The following is a 19,078-nucleotide window of genomic DNA, read 5'->3' on the forward strand; positions in this document are numbered from 1 at the left end:
GTCATGCCAACTAGTGACCGCGTGGTCCAACTCCGCAAGGGCGTGCTCGAGCTTGCGATCCTTGCGGTGCTCGGGCGCGAGGAGTGCTACGCGATCGAGATCATCGAACGGCTGAATGCGTACCCCGCGCTGACGGCGACCCCCGGCACCGTCTACCCTCTGCTGGCGCGGCTCGACAAGTCGGGCCTGGTCGGCACCCGGTGGGCGGAGGCTGCCGGCGGTCCGCCGCGCAAGTACTACCGGCTGACCCCGGCGGGCCGCGACTCGCTGTCTGCCGGAGCCGACGCCTGGGCGGCGCTCAGCGGCGCCATGACCGAGATCCTCGAGGGGACGCCATGAGCGCGACCGACTACCTGGGTGCCGTGCGCGCGCACCTTCATCGCGTGCCCCGCCCGGACCGGCGCCGGGCGCTGAGTGCCCTGTCGGCGCAGCTCGACGAGCTCGCCCAGGCCGGCCTCGATCCGGTGACCGCGCTGGGCGACCCGGCGGCATACGCGCACGAGCTGACCGATGCCCTCGCCGATGACACCGCGACGGCCGGGCCGCGCTGGCGACTGCTCGGCTTGCCAGTCGAACTGCGCGGCCCGATGAGCGCCGAGGTGCGCTCCCGCACCTGGGATCCGGCGAACCCGAAACTGTTCGTCCCGCGCCTGCTCGGGATCGGGTGGACACTCAACCTCGGCGCCGTCGCGGTGCGCCTGGGCCTCATCCGCCCCGATGACACCGGCGACGATGTGCTCGCGGCCATCCCGCAGCGCCGGCTCCACCAGGCCCACGCGGTGCCGCTGGTCATCGCCGGCACGACGGCGGCCGTCATTGCGGCCACCTGGCGAGCCCTCCCGCCGACGGTGGCCGCGGGATTCGACTTGGGCGGTCGTGCGCAGGAGCACGCACCCCGGTGGGCGCTGCTCGCGGATCTCGCGCTCGGCGCGGTACCGGCGCTGTGGGCACTGCGCCGCAGCGCCCCGACCGAGGATCGCCTGGTGCGCACCGCAACGGCGACCTCGCTCGCCGTGATCTCCGCCGGCGTCGTCACCGCCACCCTCGCCGATGCCCGCGCACCGCAGGGTCGGTGGGGACTGCTCACCGTCGCGGCGCTGCCCCTGGCCATCGCGGCCTCCCTCGCCGTCGTCGTCGTGCCGCTGCGCGCGGGGCTGCGCCGCGTGTGGCTGTCCGATTCCCCCTCGGCACCCGCCGAGCCCGATGCCGCACCCCACACCTCATGACCTCGCAGCCGTTGCGCCCTCCGATGCCGGCACCGGAGCCCGGTGACCAATCAACCGTCATCGTGCAGGCCGCGGGGCTCTCGAAGCGATTCGGCGATCGTGATGTGGTCTCGGATCTGTCCTTCGGCGTCGCCCGCGGGCGCGCCTTCGGCCTTCTCGGGCCCAACGGGTCAGGCAAGACGACCACCGTGCGGCTGCTCACGGGACTGCTGACCCCGGACCGCGGCGACATCACGCTCTTCGGTGAGCGGGTGACCCCCGCCGCGGCCGACCGGCTCCGCCGCCGGATCGGAGTGCAGACCGACACGAACCTCTATGAGACCCTTAGCGCCCGGGAGAACCTGCGCACGTGGGGCGCGCTCTACGGCATCGACCGCCGGGTAATGGACGATCGCATCGACGAGGTGCTCACCGTGCTCGGCCTGCAGGAGCGCGCCGGTTCCCTCGTCGGTGAGTTCAGCAAGGGGATGCGGCAGAAGCTGGCTGTCGGCCGCGCGGTGATGCACGAGCCGGAACTGCTCTTCCTCGATGAGCCGACGGCGGGTCTGGACCCCGAAGCGGCCGCCGACCTCATCGGCTATCTCAAGCGCAGGATCCGGTCGCTGAACACGACGGTGATCATCTGCACCCACCAGCTGCACGGCCTGGAGTCGCTGTGCGACGACATCGGCATCATCCGCGGCGGACGGCTGCTCGCATGCGGCGTGGTGGACGACCTGCTCGCGCACCGTTGGCCCGACCGCCGGTACTGGCTCACCGTAGGCAGCGCCCTCCCCCGCGCGGCCGAGCTCGTGGCATCCGTCACGGGATCGCCGCCGGAGGTCGACACCGACGGCCGCCTCGGTTTCTCATCCGCCGACGACGGCGTCGTCCCGGTCGTCGTCGCCGCTCTGGTGCGCGGCGGCGTCCCGGTGCGCGCGGTGACCCCCGAGGTGCCGACGATCGAGCAGTTCTACTTCGCCACGCTCGACGAAGGGGGCATCGCATGATCGACCGGCGACGTGTCTGGGCGGTGATCCGCAAGGACTGGCTCGAAATCTCCCGAGACAAGCAGGTGATCGCCCCACTCGTGATCATCCCGCTGCTGTTCGCGGCGGTCATCCCCTCGGCGGTGCTGCTGCTGGGCAACACCAGCGTTCCCACGTCGACCATCGGCGGGCTGCAGAGCTTCATCGGCAACCTGCCGCCCGGGATCGTGCCGGCCGGTTTCTCCGCAGAGCAGACCGTCGCCTACGCGGTCATCGTCTACTTCATGGCGCCCTTCTTCCTGCTGATCCCGGTCATGATCGCCAGCATCACCGCCAGCTCGAGCCTCGTCGGCGAGAAGGAACGACGCACGATCGAGGGCCTGCTCTACTCACCGCTGAGCACCCGCGAACTCGTCCTCGCGAAGGTGCTCGGCTCGGTCATCCCCGCCGTGGTGCTCACCTGGGTCGCATTCCTCCTCTACGCGACCATCGTCAACACCCTCGGCGCACCGATGATGGGCGGTGTGTTCTTTCCGACCTGGACCTGGGCCGTGATCGTCGTGATCCTCGTGCCGCTCGTGGGATTCCTCGCGACGAGCCTGATCGTGGCGGTCTCGGCGCACTCTAGCACGATGCAGGGCGCTCAGGGCACGGCGATGTTCGTCGTGCTGCCGATCCTCGCCCTCGTGATCGGTCAGTCGACCGGACTCATGCTTTTCGATGTGACGGTGGCGCTCATCACCGCCGCCGTGCTCCTCGTCGTCGACGTCGTGGCGTTCGTCCTCGTCGTGGCCCGATTCGACCGCGAGCGCATCGTCACCCGCCTGTAGCGCAGCTCAGAGCAGGTCGTTCTCCTCGAGCCAGGCGGTGGCGATGTCCGCCGGGGACATCTGGTCCTCGGTGCTCTGCACGTTCAGCGCCACGAGCCCTTCCGGTGTCAACGCGGCGCTGATGGGGTCGATCACCTCGGCCAGTTCATCGGCGAGTTCCGCATTGACCACGGGCACCACGTTGGAGGCCAGGAACAACCCTTCGGGGTCTTCGAGCACGACCAGATCCTGTGTCTGAATGCGCGGGTCGGCCGTGAAGACGTTGGCGATGTTCACTTCGCCCGCCACGAGGGATTCGACCGTGGTGTCCCCGGTGGCTTCGAAGGCAACCTCGACACCGTACGTGTCGGCGAGGCCACTGGGCCCGTAGGGGCGCTCGGCTAGCTCCGGCGGGCCGCCGAGGGTGAGGGGAACGGTGACACCGGCGAGGTCGGCGATGCTCGTCAGGCCGTTCTCCGCGGCGAAAGCGGCCGTCACCGTGTAGGAGTCCTGGTCGCTCGCGTCGGACTGCTCCAGCACGGTGATGCCCTCCGGCAGCGCCCCGACCAGCGCCGCGTAGACGTCATCAGGGGTACGCGCCTCGGTCTCGGGCTCGAAGTACTGCAACAGGTTGCCGCTGTACTCCGGGAACAGGTCGATCGCACCGCTTTCGACCTCCGGCATGTAGGCGTCGCGCTGGCCGATGTTGAACGAGCGCTCCACCGTGTAGCCGGCGTTCTCCAGCGCTTGGGCGTAGATCTCGGCGATGATCTCGTTCGAGTAGTACGCCTGCGAGCCGATGACGATCGCCTCGGCATCCCCGGTCTCGCCGCCGGTTTCGGCCTCGAGCGGGTCTGATGAGGCGCAGCCGGCCAGCAGGGCCGCGGCGAGGGCGATGGCGGTGGCGGCGCCGAGCAGGCGGCGCGGGGTAGGGGTGATGGGCATGAGGTCTCCTCAGTGCGTGTCAGGACGGAACGGGGGTGTGGGACGTGGCGGTGCGCGCGGCTGATGCGCGCCCGGTGTCACGCGCGGCGCGTCCGGCGCGAAGCCCGCGCGGCACCGCTGTACGCTGCAGGACCGCGAAGAGCAGATCCAGCAACAGTGCGAGGGCGATGATCAGCAATGCGCCGCCGAGCACCATTTCATAACGGCGCAACGGGATGCCGGCGATGATGTACTGCCCCAGGCCGCCGAGTGCGACGTAGGCGGCGATCGTGACCGTCGCGACCACCTGAAGGGTGGCCGAGCGCAGTCCCGCCACCAGCAACGGCAGTCCGAGGGGCACCTCGATGCGCCAGAGGACCTGCCACTGGGTCATCCCCATCGCGCGCCCGGAATCGAGCACGGCCCGGTCGATGGCCTCGACCCCAGCGTAGGCACCGGCGAGGATCGACGGGATCGCCAGCAGCACGAAGGTCACGACGCCGGCTTCGGGGCGATTGAGCACGCCGAACAGGAGCACCAGCAGAATCAGCAGACCGAACGACGGCACGGCGCGCGCCGCCCCCGAGATCACCACCGCGATCTCCCGCCCGCGCCCGGTGTGGCCGATGAGCCAGCCCAGCGGCACCGCGATGATCGCGGCGATGACGACGGCCACGCCGGTGTACCAGAGATGCACCGCAAGGGCGGCGCCGATGGATGCCGCGCCGGTCCACTGCTCCGGTGCGAAGATCCAGGCGAGCGCCTCGGCGAAGAGATTCATGCCGGCACCTCCGCCGCGGAGGCGACGAGGCGCACGCGCGCTGCGCGGCGGCGTGCACCGGCGCTGCTCCACGGCATGAGCAGGCGCCCCGCGACCACCAGCAGCAGATCGATGATGACCGCGATGAGCATGACTGCGACGACACCGGCAAGCACCTCGGGGATGATCCGCCGCTGCAGCCCGTTGGTGAACAGATAGCCGAGGTTGGTCACCCCGATGAGCACGCCGACGGTGGCCAGCGACACGGTGCTGACCGCGGCGACGCGCAGTCCCGCCAAGATGACGGGACCCGCAAGCGGCAGGTCGACTCCCCAGAACCTGCGTGCCGGCCCGTACCCCATCGCGACGGCCGCCAGGCGGGCGTCGGGGTCGACGGCGTCGAACCCGTCGGCCACCGACCGCGTCAGCAGCGCGACGGCGTACAGGGTGAGGGCGACGAGGAGGTTGACCTCGCTGAGGATGCTGATTCCGAGGATGCCGGGCAGCAGGGCCAGCAGTGCCAGCGAGGGGATGGTGTACAACAGTCCGCTCAGGGTGAGCAGGCTCCCCCGCACGAGCCGGTAGCGCCACGCGATCCACCCCAGCGGCACGGCGCACACGAGCCCCAGCACGACCGGGATCACGCTCTGACGCACATGTTCGAGCGACAGCTCTGCGATGAGCCCGAGGTTATCGAGGACCCAGTTCACGGAGCGCGCCGCTCCCGCGCGCCGACGAACGCCTCGACGAAGGGCGACGCCGGACCCTGCCGGATCTCGTCCGGTGTGCCCCGCTGCGCGATGCGCGCACCCCGTTCCAGGATGACGACCTGGTCGCCGAGGAAGAACGCCTCGTCGATGTCGTGCGTGACGAACACGATCGTCTTGCCGATCTCGCGCTGCAGCCGCGTGAGCTCGTCCTGCAGCTCCGCGCGGACGATCGGGTCGACGGCGCCGAACGGCTCGTCCATCAGCAGGATGTTCGGCTCGGCCGCCAGCGCGCGGGCCACCCCCACCCGTTGCTGCTGACCACCGGACAGCTGACTCGGGTAGCGGTCGGCCATCGCACCGTCCAACCCCACCGTCCCCATCAGCTCCAGCGCGCGCTCACGTGCCGGACCACGGGCGACACCGTTCAAGCGCGGCACCGTGGCGATATTGGCGGCGACCGTGAGGTGCGGCAGCAGTCCGGAGTTCTGCATGACATAACCGATGCTGCGCCGCAGCGCCACCGGCGACCGGGTGGCGATGTCCTCGCCGTCGATCGTGATCGTGCCTGCGGTGGGTTCCACCATCCGGTTGATCATGCGCAGCAGCGTCGTCTTGCCGCAGCCGGACGACCCGACGAACACCGTCGTGCGGTGCGGGGGGATCTGCAGCGAGAAGTCCTCGACGGCGCGGGTGCCGTCGGAAAAGGATTTCGCGACGCCTCGGAACTCGATCACGCTCAGCGCCCGACCTGAACGTCCTGCCAGAACGCGACGTAGCCGGAGAAGTCTTTGCCGACCCGGTCGATCGCGCTCGGCAGCGGGTCCGGGTAGGCGAACGCGTTGTCGGCGTGCCCACCGACGGTGTAGTACTGGCAATTGCCCTTCCACGCGCAGGTGTAGGGAGTGGGGCTCTTCTCCAGCAGCTCCCACGCGACCGAGTCGGGCGGGAAGTACCAATTCCCCTCGATGCTGATGAGGTCGTCCTCGTCCGCCTCGGCGATCACGGTGTCACCCAGTCGTGCTCTCATCGCGCCTCCTTCCGTCGGTGGGGGTCCAGGCTAGCCGGAGCCTCGGACAGCGTGAACCCCGCTGCTCAGTACCAAATACTCAGCCGCGGGGCGACGTGCCAGCCGAACGTGCGTGCGGCGGCGGCGGCATCCGTCGTGTGCACCCAGCCCGCCCGCGCGAGGGTCGCGATCGACACTCCGCCGAGGTAGGCGGCCGACAGCTCGCGGATCCCCAGTGCGAGCGGCACGGCGTCTGCGGGGGCGTCGCCGTCCAGCGCCGACACGGTAGCGCGGCCGTCGGCGCGGACGTCGAGCAGGTAGCGGCCGGCAGCGATGTCCAGCGGGTCGGAGACCTCCAGCGCGAACCGGCCCGGGGCGCCGTACGAGCGGGCGCTCAGCGTCTCAGGAACGTCGAGGATGCGCACGTACTGGTGATCGCGCAGCGTGACGGTGGCAGCGCGCTGATCGTCGATCATCCACAGCAGCGGCTCGTCGACGGACTGCTCGTGCGCCTTCACCGTGGACACGAGGTCCAGTTCGAGAAGGAACCGCCACAGCGCGGCGTACGCGTCGTCGGTGACCGCCAGCAGATACACGACGCTCACGGCCGCCTTGGTGAAGTCGTCGTCGTTTCCCTCGACGGTGTACACGGCCAGTCCGCTGACCTCGCCATCGGCATCGGCGTACTGCAGCGCGCGGAGCTTGCCGGCCTCCTTGGCATCGGGGCGGGTTCCGGCGATGTTGTCCCAGTGTCCGAGCGGGACGTCGATCTCGCCCGGCGACGACAACCGTGCGCGTTCGTGCAGCACCGGCGCCAGTTGCCGCATCCTCGCGCGCGGGATGAAGTCGACGCGCCCGGTGGGCAGCGGGCCGACCCAGCGGGCGCGTTTGGTCTCGATCGTCCACGAGCTCGACGCCGCGGCGGGCGCGAATCCATAGCGGCCGTACAGCGTCGACTCGCTGACGGTGAGCATGGCCATCGGCACTCCTGCGGCAGCGGCACCGCGCAGCTCGCCCTCGAGCATCGCCCGGGCGATGCCGCGCCGGCGGTGCGTCGGCGAGACGGTGACCGAGGTGATGGCGCAGGAGGGGATGCCCCGGCCGCCCGGCACGGACAGCTCACCGATCCATGACGCGGCGGTCGCGACGGGGAGCTCGGCCATCGGGCCGGCGGAGTCGTAGACGCCCGTCAGGCGCCGATAGGCGGTGCTTTCCCGGTTGACCGTGATCTGCTCGTCGTCGCGCTCACCGTCCTGGAACCCGCGGGCCAGTGCCTGCAGCCACGCGTCGTACGCGGGACCGTCGTGCGAGAGGGTGCGATAGTCCAGGTTGCGCGCCGCGAGCGTCTGCTGCGAGCCGGTGTCGACGGGAGCCGCCTTCCACGCGGCGTTGGTCACGGAATCGATCATCCCCCCATTGTGCCGTCAGCCCACGACACGGGCTCCGGGGACCGGCCCGTGGACGGTCAGCGCATCGAACCCGGCCGCCGCCAGAGTCACCCGCAGATCCAGTGCGGCGGTGGCGTCGGCGGCGAGGAAGGCCACCGTGGGACCCGAACCGGACACGATCCCCGCCAGTGCCCCGTTGTCGCAGCCCAGGTCGCGCAGCGCCGCCAGCTCGGGGCGCAGCGAGAACGCGGCATCCTGCAGGTCGTTGCGCACGGCCGCGGCAACGGCCGCCGCGTCACCGGTGCGCAGCGCGTGCAGCACGGCGGGCTCGACATCGGGCACGCCTCGGGGCGGTGCGATGTCGGTGGCGCTGTGCTCGCGCAGTCGGTCGAGTTCGCGGTAGACCTCGGGTGTTGACAGGCCGGCCGACGTCGTCACGATCACCCAGTCCAGGCGGCCGCGGGCCAGCGCCGGGCTGAGCTGGTCGCCCCGGCCGGTGCCGACCGCGGTGCCGCCCATCAGCGCGAACGGCACGTCGGCGCCCAGGCGGGTGGCCAGACGCTGCATCCGCGCCTGCGACACTCCGCCATCCCACAGCGCGTCGCACGCGACCAGCGCCGCCGCGGCATCGGCCGATCCGCCGCCCATGCCGCCGGCTACCGGGACGGCCTTGTGGATCTCCAGGTGCACGCCGCCGGGGTAGCCGATCTCCTGCGCCAGCAGCCGGGCCGCCCGCACCGCGAGGTTGCGGTCGTCGGTCGGAACGCCCGAGACGTCGACCAGCCCGTCGACGGAGATCGTGAACCCGTCGGCGTGCGTGGCGTAGACGTCTTCGTAGGCGGAGACGGCCTGGTACACCGACGCCACGTCGTGATAGCCGTCGTCCTGCACATCCCCGACCTCGAAGAAGACGTTGATCTTCCCCGGAGCGCGTACGTGCACGCGGTCGCCAGAGGTGGCCAGCGTCACTTGTCCGCCGAGTCCCAGAGACCGACGTCGATGCCGTCCGACAGTGCGTCGATGCGCTCGAGCTCTTCGGTGTCGAAGGCGGGGCCCGAGACCGCGGCGAGGTTCTCGTCCAACTGCGCGGGGCGGGAGGCGCCGACCAGCGCGGAGGCCACCACACCGTCGCGCAGCACCCACTGCAGCGCCATCTGGGCCAGCGACTGCCCGCGTTCCTTCGCGATGGCATCCAGTCCCAGCAGGCGGCCGCGGGCCGTTTGCGAGACGCTATCGCGCGGCACCGACCAGCGCTCGAGCGAGCGGTCGGCCGCGCCCTCGGAGAGGTACTTGTCCGTCAGCACCCCCTGCGACAGCGGCGAGAACGCGATCGCTCCCATGCCCTCCTGCTGGAGCGCGCCGGTCAGGCCGTCCTCGATCCACCGGTTGACGATGGAGTAGGCGGGCTGGTGGATCGCCAGCGGCGTGCCCAGGCTCCGGGCGATCGCGGCGGCCTCGACGGTGCGGTGTGCGCTGTACGAGGAAATGCCCACGTGCAGCGCCTTACCCTGCTGCACGAGGGTGTGCAGCGCCCCGATCGTGTCCTCCAGCGGCGTGGTGGGGTCGTCGCGGTGCGAATAGAAGATGTCGACGTAGTCGACGTTCATGCGGCGCAGCGACTGCTCGGCGCTGGCCAGGAGGTACTTGCGCGAGCCACCGTCGCCGTAGGGACCGGACCACATGTCGTAGCCGGCCTTGGACGAGATGATCAGCTCGTCGCGGTAGCGCGCGAAGTCCTCGCGCATCATGCGGCCGAAGTTCGTCTCGGCCGCGCCGTACGGCGGGCCGTAGTTGTTGGCCAGGTCGAAGTGGGTGATGCCGATGTCGAACGCGTGGCGCAGCACCTCGCGCTGGCGGTCGAACGGGACGTTGTCGCCGAAGTTCCACCACAGTCCGAGCGAGATCGGCGGCAGCCGCAGGCCGGAGGCTCCCACCCGGCGATACTCGACGGATCCGTAGCGATCGGCCGCGGCCGTATACGGCCGGTGCAGGTCGGCGACAGGGGGCTTGGTCCGCGGGGTCTGTGTCACCCCACCCACGCTACTGCGCGAGGGGCGCCGCGCGCGCGATACGCAGGAAGTCCTCGACCACCAATTCCTCGCCGCGGGCGGTCGGCGCCACACCGGCCGCCTCGAGGACGGCGGATGCCTCGGCGGCGCTGCCGCCCAGCACACCGGAGAGGGCTTGACGCAGCATCTTGCGGCGCTGGCCGAAGGCGGCATCCACGATCGCGAAGGTGCGGCGGCGCTCTTCCTCGGTGCCGCGCGGCTGCGGGTCACGGCGGAAGCCGACCAGCACGCTGTCGACGTTGGGAATCGGCCAGAACACCTGCCGGGACACCGTGCCGGCCAGCCGCCACGGTCCGTACCAGGACGCCTTGACGCTGGGTCCCCCGTAGGCCTTGGTGCCGGGGGATGCCGCCAGGCGCTCCCCCACTTCGGCTTGCACCATCACCACGCCCCGGTTCAGGTGGGCGAAGGTCTCCAGGAAGTGCAGCAGCACCGGAACGCTGATGTTGTAGGGCAGGTTCGCCACGAGCACCTCGGGGTCGCCGGGCAGCTCGACCACCTTCAGCGCATCCGCGTCGACGACCGTCAGCGCGCCGTCGGCGACCTGGTGCGCGGCGGCGGTGACCGGCAGGCGCTCGGCCAACCGGTGATCGATCTCCACGGCGATGACCGTCGCCCCGGTCTCGAGGATCGCCAGCGTCAGCGACCCCAGGCCAGGGCCGATTTCGACGACGCGGTCGCCGGGCTTCACGCCTGCGACCTGCACGATCTTGCGCACCGTGTTGGCGTCGACGACGAAATTCTGACCGAGCTTCTTGGTCGGGGTGACGTCGAGCTCGGCTGCGAGCGCGCGGATCTCTGCCGCGCCGAGGAGGGTCACCGGCATGTATCAACAGTACCGAGGATGCGTACAGCTACTCGTCACCGAGCGTTCACACGGCGGGAACACTCCCGTCTCGCGCGAGGCGCATCATGGACTAACGGTCCGGCTGCCGGGGGGCATGCCGGAATTGGGGTAGGAATCCATGCGCGCCGACGGCGCTGCGGATGGGAGCACCGCCAGTCCATCGGGGGGATCCGAATGGCACGCATTCCATCTACACGTCAGACCAGGCACACCCTGGATCGGCCGAGCCCGAAGGACGGCGGCGAGCCGACACCGGTGATGATCCTGCTGGTCGTCGTCGCGACGATCGGGGTGCTGGCCTACGCCGCCTTCCTGCTCGCGCCGGACAGCCGCGGCGATCTGCTGCCCTATCTCATGGTCATCGTGGCCGAGTCGATCCTCGTGCTTCACGCACTGCTGTCGATGTGGACGATCCTCTCCAGCGGGCGCAACCCACGCGACTACGCCGCCCACGACGCCGCCGCCCACCTCATGCCGCGCCTGGCGCGCGGTGACGACACCATTCACCTCCGTGGCGCGCCGGTGGTCGTCGACGTGTTCGTGACGGTCTACGGGGAGGACCTGGAGACCGTGCGCCGAACGGTGGTGGCCGCCCTCGGACTGCAGGGCAGGCATCGCACCTGGGTGCTCGACGACGGCAAGTCCGACGAGGTGCGGGCCATGGCCGCCGAGACGGGCGCCTGGTACGTGCGCCGGTTGAGCTCCCACGGGGCGAAGGCGGGGAACATCAACCACGCCCTGACGCTTGCCAAGGGCGACTTCTTCGCGATCTTCGACGCGGATTTCGTCCCCTCGCCCCGGTTCCTGCTGGAGACGATGCCGATCTTCGTGCACGAGGACGTCGCGTTCGTCCAGACGCCGCAGGTCTACGGCAACCTCGACACCGTCGTGGCGCGCGGTGCGGCGTTCATGCAGACGGTGTTCTACCGGTTCATCCAGCCGGGTCGCAATCGGTTCAACGCGGCGTTCTGCGTCGGCACGAACGTGGTGTTCCGCCGCCGGGCGGTCGACGAGATCGGCGGCATCTACACCGACTCCAAGTCGGAGGACGTGTGGACGGCGTTGCTGCTGCACGAACGCGGGTGGCGTTCGGTCTTCCTCCCCGACGCCCTCGCCGTCGGTGAGGCGCCGGAGACCATCGAGGCCTACAGCAAGCAGCAGCTGCGCTGGGCCACCGGCGGGTTCGAGATCCTGCTGCACCACAACCCGCTCAGCCCGCGGCGCACCCTCACGACCGACCAGCGCATCCAATACCTGGTGACGGCCACGTTCTACCTCGCGGGGATCTGCCCGTTGCTGCTGCTGCTCGTGCCGCCGCTGGAGATCTACTTCGACCTGCGGCCGATGACGCTGGAGATCACCGTCTTCACCTGGGTGCTGTACTACGCGGGGTTCTACGTCATGCAGATCCTGCTCGCGTGGTTCGCCGTCGGTTCGTTCCGGTGGGAGACCCTCACTCTGGCGACGGTGTCGTTCCCGATCTATTCGAAGGCCCTGTGGAACGCCCTGACCGGCAAGGACGTGGGGTGGCACGTCACCGGGTCGGCGTCGCGCCGGTCGCCCTTCAACTTCATCATCCCGCAGACGCTGTTCTTCCTCTTCCTCGCGCTGACGACGCTCGTCGCCGTCTGGCGTGACATCGACAACGGCGTGCTGACGCTTGCCACCGGCTGGAACGCGACCAACACGCTCATCCTGGGCGCGTTCCTGGTGACCGCGCTGCGCGAGGCCCACGCCCTGAGCCACCCGACGGTGCGGCCCGCACCGCTGCAGCTCCCCGCCGCAACGGTGCCGCTCACGGTCGTCGCGCGGCCGCTCCAGCGCCAGCCGGGCCTGCTCGAACCGGAACCGCAACTCGAGCCGGCAGGAGGTGCGCGATGACCTGGTTCAACCGGCTGAAGCTTGCCGGCGGCATCCTGCTCGTCGTTGTCATCGTGATGGCCTGCACCGTCGTGTTCAACCAGCGCCAGCACCGCGCGCTGTCCACCAGCGCGACGATCGTGGCGCAGAACTACCCCGTCGGCACCGACTACGGCGGCATCGTCACCCGGCAGTATGTCGAGGTCGGCGACGACGTCGCCGTGGGAGACCCGCTGTTCGACGTGCGCAGCCTGCAGCTGCAGCGCGACATCGCCTCCGGCCAGGTCGCCGACCCGGTGCTTGCGGCGAGCGTCGCCGGCGACGGCACGTCCACGATCGTCGCGACGGTCGACGGGACGGTGCGCGAGGTGGCCGTCCCGCAGGGCGGGTTCGCCCAGGCCGGCAGCGTACTGGCCACCGTCGACCAGGATGCCTCGCTGTTCGTGGAGGCCGAGTTCCTGCTGTCGGCGCGCGACTACGCCCGCATCACGGAAGGCAGCCACGTCGAACTGCTGCTGCCGAATCAGTCGGTGCTCGGCGGCGATGTCGCCGGCATCGATGTGGAGACCGCCGAGGGGCAAGCGCTGTCGACGCTGCGGATCACGAGCGCCGATCTGTCCCAGCGCGCGGCGACCGGCCTGTTCCAGGCCGGCACGCCCGTGCAGGCCACGCTGCAGTTGCGAGACGACGGCCCGCTCGCCGGTGTCGGCGATGCGCTGCGCGATCTGCTGCAGAAGGTCGGCCTGTGAGCGGCGGGCGGCTGCTGGCCGTGTTGCTGCTCGGGGCCGCCCTCGTGGTGACCGGCTGCACCGCGACCTCTCCGGGCGCGGCCGACCGTGGCTGGACCCGAACGTCGGCCTCTGCCGCGTCGGTCGCATCGTTGCCGGTGGAACAGGTGGCCGAGATCGGCCAGCCGCGCCTCGCCGACGGCGTGATCCCGCCGACCAACCGCTGGTACTCCGGGCTGATCTTCGGCTCGGACCCGCAGCCGGTGTATCCGTTCCCGCTGGCGTTCGCTGCCGGGGGCGACGGCTTCACGGTCGATCTTCCGGCGGTGTCGGCGACGGCGCAGACGGTCGCGGCATCGTTCGCCGGCGGCCTGCAGGTCGCCGTCGACGCGGACCGGTTCGAAGCCGTGCGAGCCGATCCGGTGTCGGTCACGCTGCGCTGGTGGGACGGGGATGCCGAGGTCGGTGACGTGACGATCGCGGAGGGCTCCCCCGTCGTGGGCTTCACGGCGGCACGGGGCACCGCGCTGACCCCGGCTGCCCCGCTGCAACCCGCCGGTGACGGCGTGTGGACGGCGACGACGGACGACACCGCGTTCGGCGTGGTGGCCCCCGGCGCCGACTGGGACGGCGACGCGCTCACGGTGCCCGCCGGGGCGTATGCGCAGTGGTTCGCCCTGCCCGAAGGCGCGGACGTCGCCGACTGGGCGGATGCACTGGACGCGCCGGTCACCGAGGTGCAGGTGGACTCGGGCGCGGACGGCGACCTGTCGTCGACGCGGCTGACCTATGCCGGCACCGACAGCACGGTGGTCGTGCCGTTCCCCGGGCACCGGGTGGAGGCCGGATGCTCGCTCGGCACGTTCCACACCGCGTACGGCGACGCGGTCGCGTGCGCCGACACGGTGCTGGAGTGGTCGGTGCCGACCGTCGCGCCCCGCGCGGCGTTCGACCTCAGAGGGATCGACGACCAGACCCGCGCTGCCATCACGGCGCAGGTCGCGGCGGATCTGGATGCCACCCCGCCGCTGCCCGCCGACACGTACTACGGCGGCAAGGCGCTGGCCCGGCTCGGCGCGCTGCTCACCCTCGCCCGCGAACTGGGGGATGCGGAGCTTTCCGACCGCATCGCCGAGCGGCTGTGGACCGAGCTGGAGCCGTGGAGCGAGGCGGACGGCTGCCTGGTGCGCGACGCGCACTGCTTCGTCTACGACGACGCACTGCGGATGGTCGTGGGCAAGGCGGCGACGTTCGGGGCGGAGGAGGGCAACGACCACCACTTCCACTACGGCTACTTCCTCAGCGCCGCCGCGGCGCTGGTGGCTGCGCAGCCGGAGAAGGGCGATGCCCTCGCCGAGGTGATGGACGCGCTGGCCGCCGACATCGCCGGTGGGGCCGCGGCCGGTGCCCTCCCCCAGTTGCGTGTCTTCGATCCGTATCGCGGCCACTCCTGGGCCTCCGGGCTCTCCCCGTTCGCAGACGGCAACAATCAGGAGTCCAGCTCCGAGGCCGTCGCGGCCTGGAACGGCCTGGCACTGTGGGCGCAGGCCCGCAGCGACGCGCCGCTGGCGGCGACGGCGGCGTGGCTGCTGTCGGCCGAGGTCGCCGCGACCCGTGCCCTCTGGCTCGAGCCGGATCCGAGCACGCTGGCCGAGGGCTTCGCCCACCCCATCGTGTCGCTGACCTGGGGCGGCAAACGCGACTACGCGACCTGGTTCAGCCCGGAGCCGTCGGCGATCCTCGGCATCCAACTGCTGCCGCTCGGGCCGGTCGCGCTGGAGTACCTCGGCGCGGATCCGCAGCGCGTGGCGACGAACGTCGCCCACGCCGGCCCCACCGCGTTCACCGGTCCGCTGGGCGACTACGTGCTGATGTACTCGGCGCTGGCCGGCGACACCGAGCGCACCGCCGCCGCGCAGGCCCTCTCGGCGCTGCCTGCCGACGGCGTCGACGACGGCAATTCGAAGGCGATCATGCTCGCCTGGCTGGCGGCGGCGCAGGCTCAGTCGGTGAAGGAGCCGTAGACGGCGAGGGTGTTGGCAGCCACCTGCGCGCAGAGCTCGTCGAGGTCCATGGCGAGCTCTGCGGCGAGGAACCGCACCGTCGCCGGGATCAGGTACGGGGCGTTGGGGCGACCGCGGTAGGGCGTCGGGGTGAGGAACGGGGCGTCGGTTTCCACCAGGATCCGCTCCCGCGGCGTCACCGCGAGCGCATCGCGCAGGTTCTGCGCGTTCTTGAAGGTCACGTTGCCCGCGAATGACAGGTAGTACCCGGCATCGGCGGCGATGCGTGCCATGTCGGCGTCGCCGGAGAAGCAGTGGAACACCGTGCGATCGGGGGCTCCGACCCGGCGGAGGGTCGCCAGGACCTCGTCGTGCGCGTCGCGGTCGTGGATCTGCATCGCGATGCCGTGCCGCTTGGCAAGATCGATGTGCGCCTCGAAGCTCTCGTACTGGGCGGGCAGCCCCGGAGCTTCCGTGCGGAAGAAGTCCAGCCCGGTCTCGCCGATCGCGCGCACCCGCGGCTGCGCCGCGAGTCCGTCGACGACGGCGATCGCCTCGGCCAGCATGCCCCGCTCGGCATATGCCGGCGCTTCATTCGGGTGGATCGCGACGGCGGCGAGGACGCCGGGATGGCTGGCCGCGGCCCACGCCGACCAGCGGCTGGAGTCGATGTCACCGCCGGCCTGCACGACCCCGATCACGCCGACCTCGGCCGCCCGCGCGAGCTGCTCGTCCAGGCTCAGCGGCTCCGGCCCGTCCTCGATCTCGAGGTGGGCGTGGTTGTCGTACACCGGCACCGCCAGCGGCTCCGGCGCGGGTGGGTAGCTCACGTCGCGGGCGCCCTTCTCCCGCTGCCGCACGTACTGGCTGGGGTCGGTCATGCGCTCTGTTCGACGCGCGGGAACAGCGGCGCCAGACCGCTGACGGAGGCTCCTGCGGGCAGCTGCCCCCACGCGCCGGCGTCGCGGATCGGCTGGTCCTGCAGCGCGCCGAGAGCGGCGGCGGCGCCAAGGGCGTCCCAGAGGATGCCGGTGGCGTGCGGCATCACCGGCGACAGCAGCGCGGTGAGGGCGCGCAGGCCCTCCGCGGCGGTGTACAGCACGGTGCCGAGCCGTTCCCGCTTCGCGTCGTCCTTGGCCAGTGCCCACGGTTCGTTCTCGGTGATGTAGAGGTTCAGCGCGTCGACGATCGTCCAGATCGCGGTGATCGCCTCGTCCGGGCGGAACCGCTCCATCGCGGCATCCGCAGCCGTCGCGGCATCCGCCACCGTCTTGTGGATGTGCAGCTCCGCCGCGGTGACCTCGCCCGCCGGCGGCACGATCGCCTCGAAGTAGCGCTCGATCATCGCGACGGTGCGGGAGGCGAGGTTTCCGAAGCCGTTGGCGAGCTCGGCCTGGTAGCGGGCGGACAGGTCCTCCCACGAGAACGAGCCGTCCTGGCCGAATGCGATCGCGGAGAGGAAGTAGAACCGGTACGCGTCGGAGCCGAACACCTCGGTGATCTCGGTGGGAGCGATGCCGGTGAGCTTGGACTTGGACATCTTCTCGCCGCCGACCAGCAGCCAGCCGTGCGCGAAGACGCCCCGCGGCACCTCGAGGCCTGCGGCCATGAGCATGGCGGGCCAGATGACCGCGTGGAAGCGGAGGATGTCCTTGCCCACCACGTGGTACGCCGGCCAGCGGCGCTCGAACTGCTCGGGGTCGCTGCCGTAGCCCACCGCAGTGGCGTAGTTCAGCAGCGCGTCGACCCACACGTAGATGACGTGCGACTGGTCCCACGGCACCTTGATGCCCCAGTCGAATGTCGACCGGGAGATGGAGAGGTCCTTCAGACCGTTCTTGACGAAGGAGATGACTTCGTTGCGCGCCGAGTCGGGGCGCAGGAAGTCGGGGACCGTCTTGTAGAGGTCCAGCAGCTTGTCCTGGAACTCGCTGAGCTTGAAGAAGTAGTTCTTCTCCTGCAGCAGCTCCAGCGGCTTGGAGTGGATCGCGCAGACCTTGAGGCCCTCGAACGCGCCGGTGCCGTCGACGATCTCCGACTCCGGCTTGAACTCCTCGCACCCGACGCAGTACAGCGCCTCATACTCACCGGCGTAGATGTAACCGCGGTCGTAGAGGGTCTGGAAGAAGACCTGCACGTTGCGCTCGTGGCGCTCCTGCGTCGTGCGGATGAAGTCGTCGTTGGCGACGTCGAGCGTGTCCAGCAGCGGGAACCACGACTCGGTGACGAGCTTGTCGACCCACTGCTGCGGCGTGACGCCGTTCGCGGCGGCCGCACGCAGCATCTTCTGGCCGTGCTCGTCGGTGCCGGTGAGCATCCAGGTGTCATCCCCGGCCTGGCGGTGCCAGCGCGCGAGGGTGTCCACCGCCACGGTGGTATAGCCGTGGCCGATGTGGGGCACGTCGCTCGGGTAGTAGATCGGCGTCGTGATGTAAAAGGAACGGCCTGAAGTCACCCGTCGATTCTAGGCGGGGCGCGCTGTGCGCCCGGTGCGCATTACGTCGGGGCCCGGCGCGGGTGGGGCGGCGACAGCGCGGCATCCGCTTCCCGAGATGCGGAGATCTGCCCAGATGCGGACCGGATGCCGCGGAGGGACCGCATTCCGGCAGATCTCCGCATTCCGGCGACGGGCAGAGGGCGGGCGGGCGGGCGGGCTCAGGCGCTGTCGCGCACGATCAGCGTCGTGGGCAGTACCAGGTCCTCGCGCGGGACGCCGTTGATGACGTCGATGAGGATCTCCACCATGGCGCGGCTGATCTCGGCCCACGGCTGGCGCATCGTCGTCAGCGGCGGGTCGTGGGTTTCGGCGAGACCGGAGTCGTCGAAACCGGCCACGGCGAGGTCCTCGGGCACCCCGCGACCGGCGCGGCGGGCGGCGGCGATGGCGCCGACGGCCATGACGTCGGATGCGGCGAAGACCGCGTCGATGTCGGGAGCGCGCTCCATCAGCCGCGTCATCGCGGCCGCTCCGGCTTCGCTGGAGTAGACGTCCTGCTCGACGAGGTCGGGGTCGAACCGGTCGCCCATCTCCTCGCGGAACCCCACGAGTCGGTAGCGGCCACCGGAGGTGTCATTGGGGCCGGTGATGACGGCGATCTTGCGGTAGCCGCGGTCAAGGAGGTGGCGGGTCATCACCCGAGCCGAGCCTGCTTCGTCGACCGAGACGGTGGGCACGTACGCACGGTGACCCAGCGGCACCCCCGTGCACACCGTGGGGATCCCGGCCTCGATGAGTGAGGCCAGCAGCGGGTCGGACTCGTGCGATGAGATGAGCAGTACCCCGTCGACGTGCCCTGCCCGCACGTAGTGCTCGACGTTCGCCCGCTCCGCGGGGGTGTCCGCCACCAGCAGCACCAGGGTCATCGACCGCTGTGCCAGGGCTTCGGTGGCACCGCGCAGCAGCAGCGCGAAGGTGGGGTCGGCGAACAGCAACTGCTGCGGCTCGGTCAGCAGGAACGCCAGCGAATTCGATCTGCCGGTGGCAAGGCTGCGGGCGGCGTGGTTGGCGGTGTACCCGGTCGCCCGGATCGCCCCCTCCACCGCTTCGCGCGCATCGGGCGAGACCCAGTGACCGCCGTTGATGACGCGCGACACCGTGCCCCGGGACACGCCGGCGGCCGCCGCCACGTCCCGGATCGTCGGGCGCCTGCGCACCTCGTTGGTGTCCCCCACGACGAGTGACTCTACTCCCGACACGCCCATAACCGTGACCGGTCACAGTTCGATAACACCGCCCGCTCCTCCGCCCGGGACGTCGTAGGCTGGACGCACGCCCTGGGA

19 protein-coding genes are annotated in these 19,078 nt (G+C 70.5%); 7 read left to right on the forward strand and 12 right to left on the reverse strand.

The window, feature by feature from the left end:
* The first annotated feature begins 3 nt into the window (after nucleotides 1-3).
* From QNO11_RS09920 to QNO11_RS09935, 4 genes are read left to right on the forward strand one after another with little or no spacing between them, the layout of a single operon-like run.
* A complete protein-coding gene (locus QNO11_RS09920; RefSeq protein WP_257508435.1) occupies nucleotides 4-339 on the forward strand; it encodes a PadR family transcriptional regulator in 336 nt (111 codons plus the stop codon).
* Nucleotides 336-1,226 carry a DUF5808 domain-containing protein gene (locus tag QNO11_RS09925; protein WP_257508434.1) on the forward strand — a complete coding sequence of 297 codons (891 nt, stop codon included), beginning with the start codon at nucleotides 336-338 and terminating at the stop codon, nucleotides 1,224-1,226. The genes QNO11_RS09920 and QNO11_RS09925 overlap by 4 nt, the downstream gene beginning before the upstream one ends.
* A complete protein-coding gene (locus QNO11_RS09930; protein WP_257508433.1) occupies nucleotides 1,223-2,215 on the forward strand; it encodes an ABC transporter ATP-binding protein in 993 nt (330 codons plus the stop codon). Before QNO11_RS09925 ends, QNO11_RS09930 begins: the two co-directional genes overlap by 4 nt.
* Nucleotides 2,212-3,024 carry an ABC transporter permease subunit gene (locus QNO11_RS09935; protein ID WP_257508432.1) on the forward strand — a complete coding sequence of 271 codons (813 nt, stop codon included), beginning with the start codon at nucleotides 2,212-2,214 and terminating at the stop codon, nucleotides 3,022-3,024. Before QNO11_RS09930 ends, QNO11_RS09935 begins: the two co-directional genes overlap by 4 nt.
* Before the next feature lie 6 nt (nucleotides 3,025-3,030).
* On the opposite strand, the gene QNO11_RS09940 is transcribed toward QNO11_RS09935, so the two are convergent.
* The 9 genes from QNO11_RS09940 to rsmA all read right to left on the reverse strand — a co-directional run bounded on the left by QNO11_RS09940 (nucleotide 3,031) and on the right by rsmA (nucleotide 10,686).
* Nucleotides 3,031-3,948, reverse strand: a complete 918-nt coding sequence (locus QNO11_RS09940; protein ID WP_257508431.1) for an ABC transporter substrate-binding protein — start codon at nucleotides 3,946-3,948, stop codon at nucleotides 3,031-3,033.
* A gap of 19 nt (nucleotides 3,949-3,967) precedes the next feature.
* The gene (locus QNO11_RS09945) at nucleotides 3,968-4,708 is read right to left on the reverse strand and encodes an ABC transporter permease (RefSeq protein WP_257508430.1); all 741 of its coding nucleotides are present in this window, start codon (nucleotides 4,706-4,708) and stop codon (nucleotides 3,968-3,970) included.
* Nucleotides 4,705-5,397: an ABC transporter permease gene (locus QNO11_RS09950; RefSeq protein ID WP_257508429.1), complete on the reverse strand. Its 693-nt coding sequence runs from the start codon at nucleotides 5,395-5,397 to the stop codon at nucleotides 4,705-4,707. The genes QNO11_RS09945 and QNO11_RS09950 overlap by 4 nt, the downstream gene beginning before the upstream one ends.
* Nucleotides 5,394-6,131, reverse strand: coding sequence for an ABC transporter ATP-binding protein (locus QNO11_RS09955; protein ID WP_257508428.1), 738 nt, complete (start codon nucleotides 6,129-6,131; stop codon nucleotides 5,394-5,396). The genes QNO11_RS09950 and QNO11_RS09955 overlap by 4 nt, the downstream gene beginning before the upstream one ends.
* A gap of 2 nt (nucleotides 6,132-6,133) precedes the next feature.
* Nucleotides 6,134-6,424 (reverse strand): DUF427 domain-containing protein, encoded by a 291-nt coding sequence (locus QNO11_RS09960; RefSeq protein ID WP_257508427.1) that lies wholly within the window; start codon nucleotides 6,422-6,424, stop codon nucleotides 6,134-6,136.
* 65 nt (nucleotides 6,425-6,489) lie between these two features.
* Nucleotides 6,490-7,812 carry a GNAT family N-acetyltransferase gene (locus QNO11_RS09965; RefSeq protein ID WP_257508426.1) on the reverse strand — a complete coding sequence of 441 codons (1,323 nt, stop codon included), beginning with the start codon at nucleotides 7,810-7,812 and terminating at the stop codon, nucleotides 6,490-6,492.
* A 15-nt stretch (nucleotides 7,813-7,827) separates the two neighbouring features.
* Nucleotides 7,828-8,760: a 4-(cytidine 5'-diphospho)-2-C-methyl-D-erythritol kinase gene (locus QNO11_RS09970; RefSeq protein WP_257508425.1), complete on the reverse strand. Its 933-nt coding sequence runs from the start codon at nucleotides 8,758-8,760 to the stop codon at nucleotides 7,828-7,830.
* Nucleotides 8,757-9,821, reverse strand: a complete 1,065-nt coding sequence (locus QNO11_RS09975) for an aldo/keto reductase (protein WP_285169134.1) — start codon at nucleotides 9,819-9,821, stop codon at nucleotides 8,757-8,759. Before QNO11_RS09975 ends, QNO11_RS09970 begins: the two co-directional genes overlap by 4 nt.
* 10 nt (nucleotides 9,822-9,831) lie before the next feature.
* Nucleotides 9,832-10,686 (reverse strand): 16S rRNA (adenine(1518)-N(6)/adenine(1519)-N(6))-dimethyltransferase RsmA, encoded by an 855-nt coding sequence (rsmA, locus tag QNO11_RS09980; protein ID WP_257508424.1) that lies wholly within the window; start codon nucleotides 10,684-10,686, stop codon nucleotides 9,832-9,834.
* A 195-nt stretch (nucleotides 10,687-10,881) separates the two neighbouring features.
* Between rsmA and QNO11_RS09985 the strand changes: the two genes are divergently transcribed.
* The 3 genes from QNO11_RS09985 to QNO11_RS09995 are packed head-to-tail and all read left to right on the forward strand — an operon-like array spanning nucleotide 10,882 to nucleotide 15,319.
* Nucleotides 10,882-12,588: a glycosyltransferase family 2 protein gene (locus QNO11_RS09985; RefSeq protein ID WP_257508423.1), complete on the forward strand. Its 1,707-nt coding sequence runs from the start codon at nucleotides 10,882-10,884 to the stop codon at nucleotides 12,586-12,588.
* Nucleotides 12,585-13,316, forward strand: coding sequence for an efflux RND transporter periplasmic adaptor subunit (locus QNO11_RS09990; protein WP_257508422.1), 732 nt, complete (start codon nucleotides 12,585-12,587; stop codon nucleotides 13,314-13,316). The genes QNO11_RS09985 and QNO11_RS09990 overlap by 4 nt, the downstream gene beginning before the upstream one ends.
* Nucleotides 13,313-15,319, forward strand: a complete 2,007-nt coding sequence (locus QNO11_RS09995) for a glycosyl hydrolase (protein ID WP_257508421.1) — start codon at nucleotides 13,313-13,315, stop codon at nucleotides 15,317-15,319. The genes QNO11_RS09990 and QNO11_RS09995 overlap by 4 nt, the downstream gene beginning before the upstream one ends.
* On the opposite strand, the gene QNO11_RS10000 is transcribed toward QNO11_RS09995, so the two are convergent.
* The 3 genes from QNO11_RS10000 to QNO11_RS10010 all read right to left on the reverse strand — a co-directional run bounded on the left by QNO11_RS10000 (nucleotide 15,298) and on the right by QNO11_RS10010 (nucleotide 19,000).
* On the reverse strand, nucleotides 15,298-16,179 hold the full coding sequence (locus tag QNO11_RS10000) for a TatD family hydrolase (protein ID WP_257508420.1): 882 nt from the start codon (nucleotides 16,177-16,179) through the stop codon (nucleotides 15,298-15,300). The two genes, QNO11_RS09995 and QNO11_RS10000, sit on opposite strands and share 22 nt — an antisense overlap.
* Entirely contained in the window at nucleotides 16,176-17,753 is a 1,578-nt protein-coding gene (metG, locus tag QNO11_RS10005) for a methionine--tRNA ligase (RefSeq protein WP_257508419.1), read from the reverse strand. The genes QNO11_RS10000 and metG overlap by 4 nt, the downstream gene beginning before the upstream one ends.
* Nucleotides 17,754-17,953: 200 nt before the next feature.
* Nucleotides 17,954-19,000 carry a LacI family DNA-binding transcriptional regulator gene (locus tag QNO11_RS10010; protein ID WP_374113804.1) on the reverse strand — a complete coding sequence of 349 codons (1,047 nt, stop codon included), beginning with the start codon at nucleotides 18,998-19,000 and terminating at the stop codon, nucleotides 17,954-17,956.
* Between the last annotated feature and the right edge of the window lie 78 nt (nucleotides 19,001-19,078).

This window comes from Microbacterium sp. zg-B96, from assembly GCF_030246865.1.
Classification (GTDB): Bacteria; Actinomycetota; Actinomycetes; order Actinomycetales; family Microbacteriaceae; genus Microbacterium.

Bases quoted from the DNA above. Each gene is read 5' to 3' on its own strand.
- QNO11_RS09945 (WP_257508430.1), bottom strand. From the start codon at position 4,708: ATGAATCTCTTCGCCGAGGCGCTCGCCTGGATCTTCGCACCGGAGCAG.
- QNO11_RS09985 (WP_257508423.1), top strand. From the start codon at position 10,882: ATGGCACGCATTCCATCTACACGTCAGACCAGGCACACCCTGGATCGG.
- QNO11_RS09960 (WP_257508427.1), bottom strand. From the start codon at position 6,424: ATGAGAGCACGACTGGGTGACACCGTGATCGCCGAGGCGGACGAGGAC.
- QNO11_RS09930 (WP_257508433.1), top strand. From the start codon at position 1,223: ATGACCTCGCAGCCGTTGCGCCCTCCGATGCCGGCACCGGAGCCCGGT.
- QNO11_RS09940 (WP_257508431.1), bottom strand. From the start codon at position 3,948: ATGCCCATCACCCCTACCCCGCGCCGCCTGCTCGGCGCCGCCACCGCC.
- QNO11_RS10000 (WP_257508420.1), bottom strand. From the start codon at position 16,179: ATGACCGACCCCAGCCAGTACGTGCGGCAGCGGGAGAAGGGCGCCCGC.
- QNO11_RS09920 (WP_257508435.1), top strand. From the start codon at position 4: ATGCCAACTAGTGACCGCGTGGTCCAACTCCGCAAGGGCGTGCTCGAG.
- rsmA (WP_257508424.1), bottom strand. From the start codon at position 10,686: ATGCCGGTGACCCTCCTCGGCGCGGCAGAGATCCGCGCGCTCGCAGCC.
- QNO11_RS09965 (WP_257508426.1), bottom strand. From the start codon at position 7,812: ATGATCGATTCCGTGACCAACGCCGCGTGGAAGGCGGCTCCCGTCGAC.
- QNO11_RS09935 (WP_257508432.1), top strand. From the start codon at position 2,212: ATGATCGACCGGCGACGTGTCTGGGCGGTGATCCGCAAGGACTGGCTC.
- QNO11_RS10010 (WP_374113804.1), bottom strand. From the start codon at position 19,000: ATGGGCGTGTCGGGAGTAGAGTCACTCGTCGTGGGGGACACCAACGAG.
- QNO11_RS09990 (WP_257508422.1), top strand. From the start codon at position 12,585: ATGACCTGGTTCAACCGGCTGAAGCTTGCCGGCGGCATCCTGCTCGTC.
- QNO11_RS09925 (WP_257508434.1), top strand. From the start codon at position 336: ATGAGCGCGACCGACTACCTGGGTGCCGTGCGCGCGCACCTTCATCGC.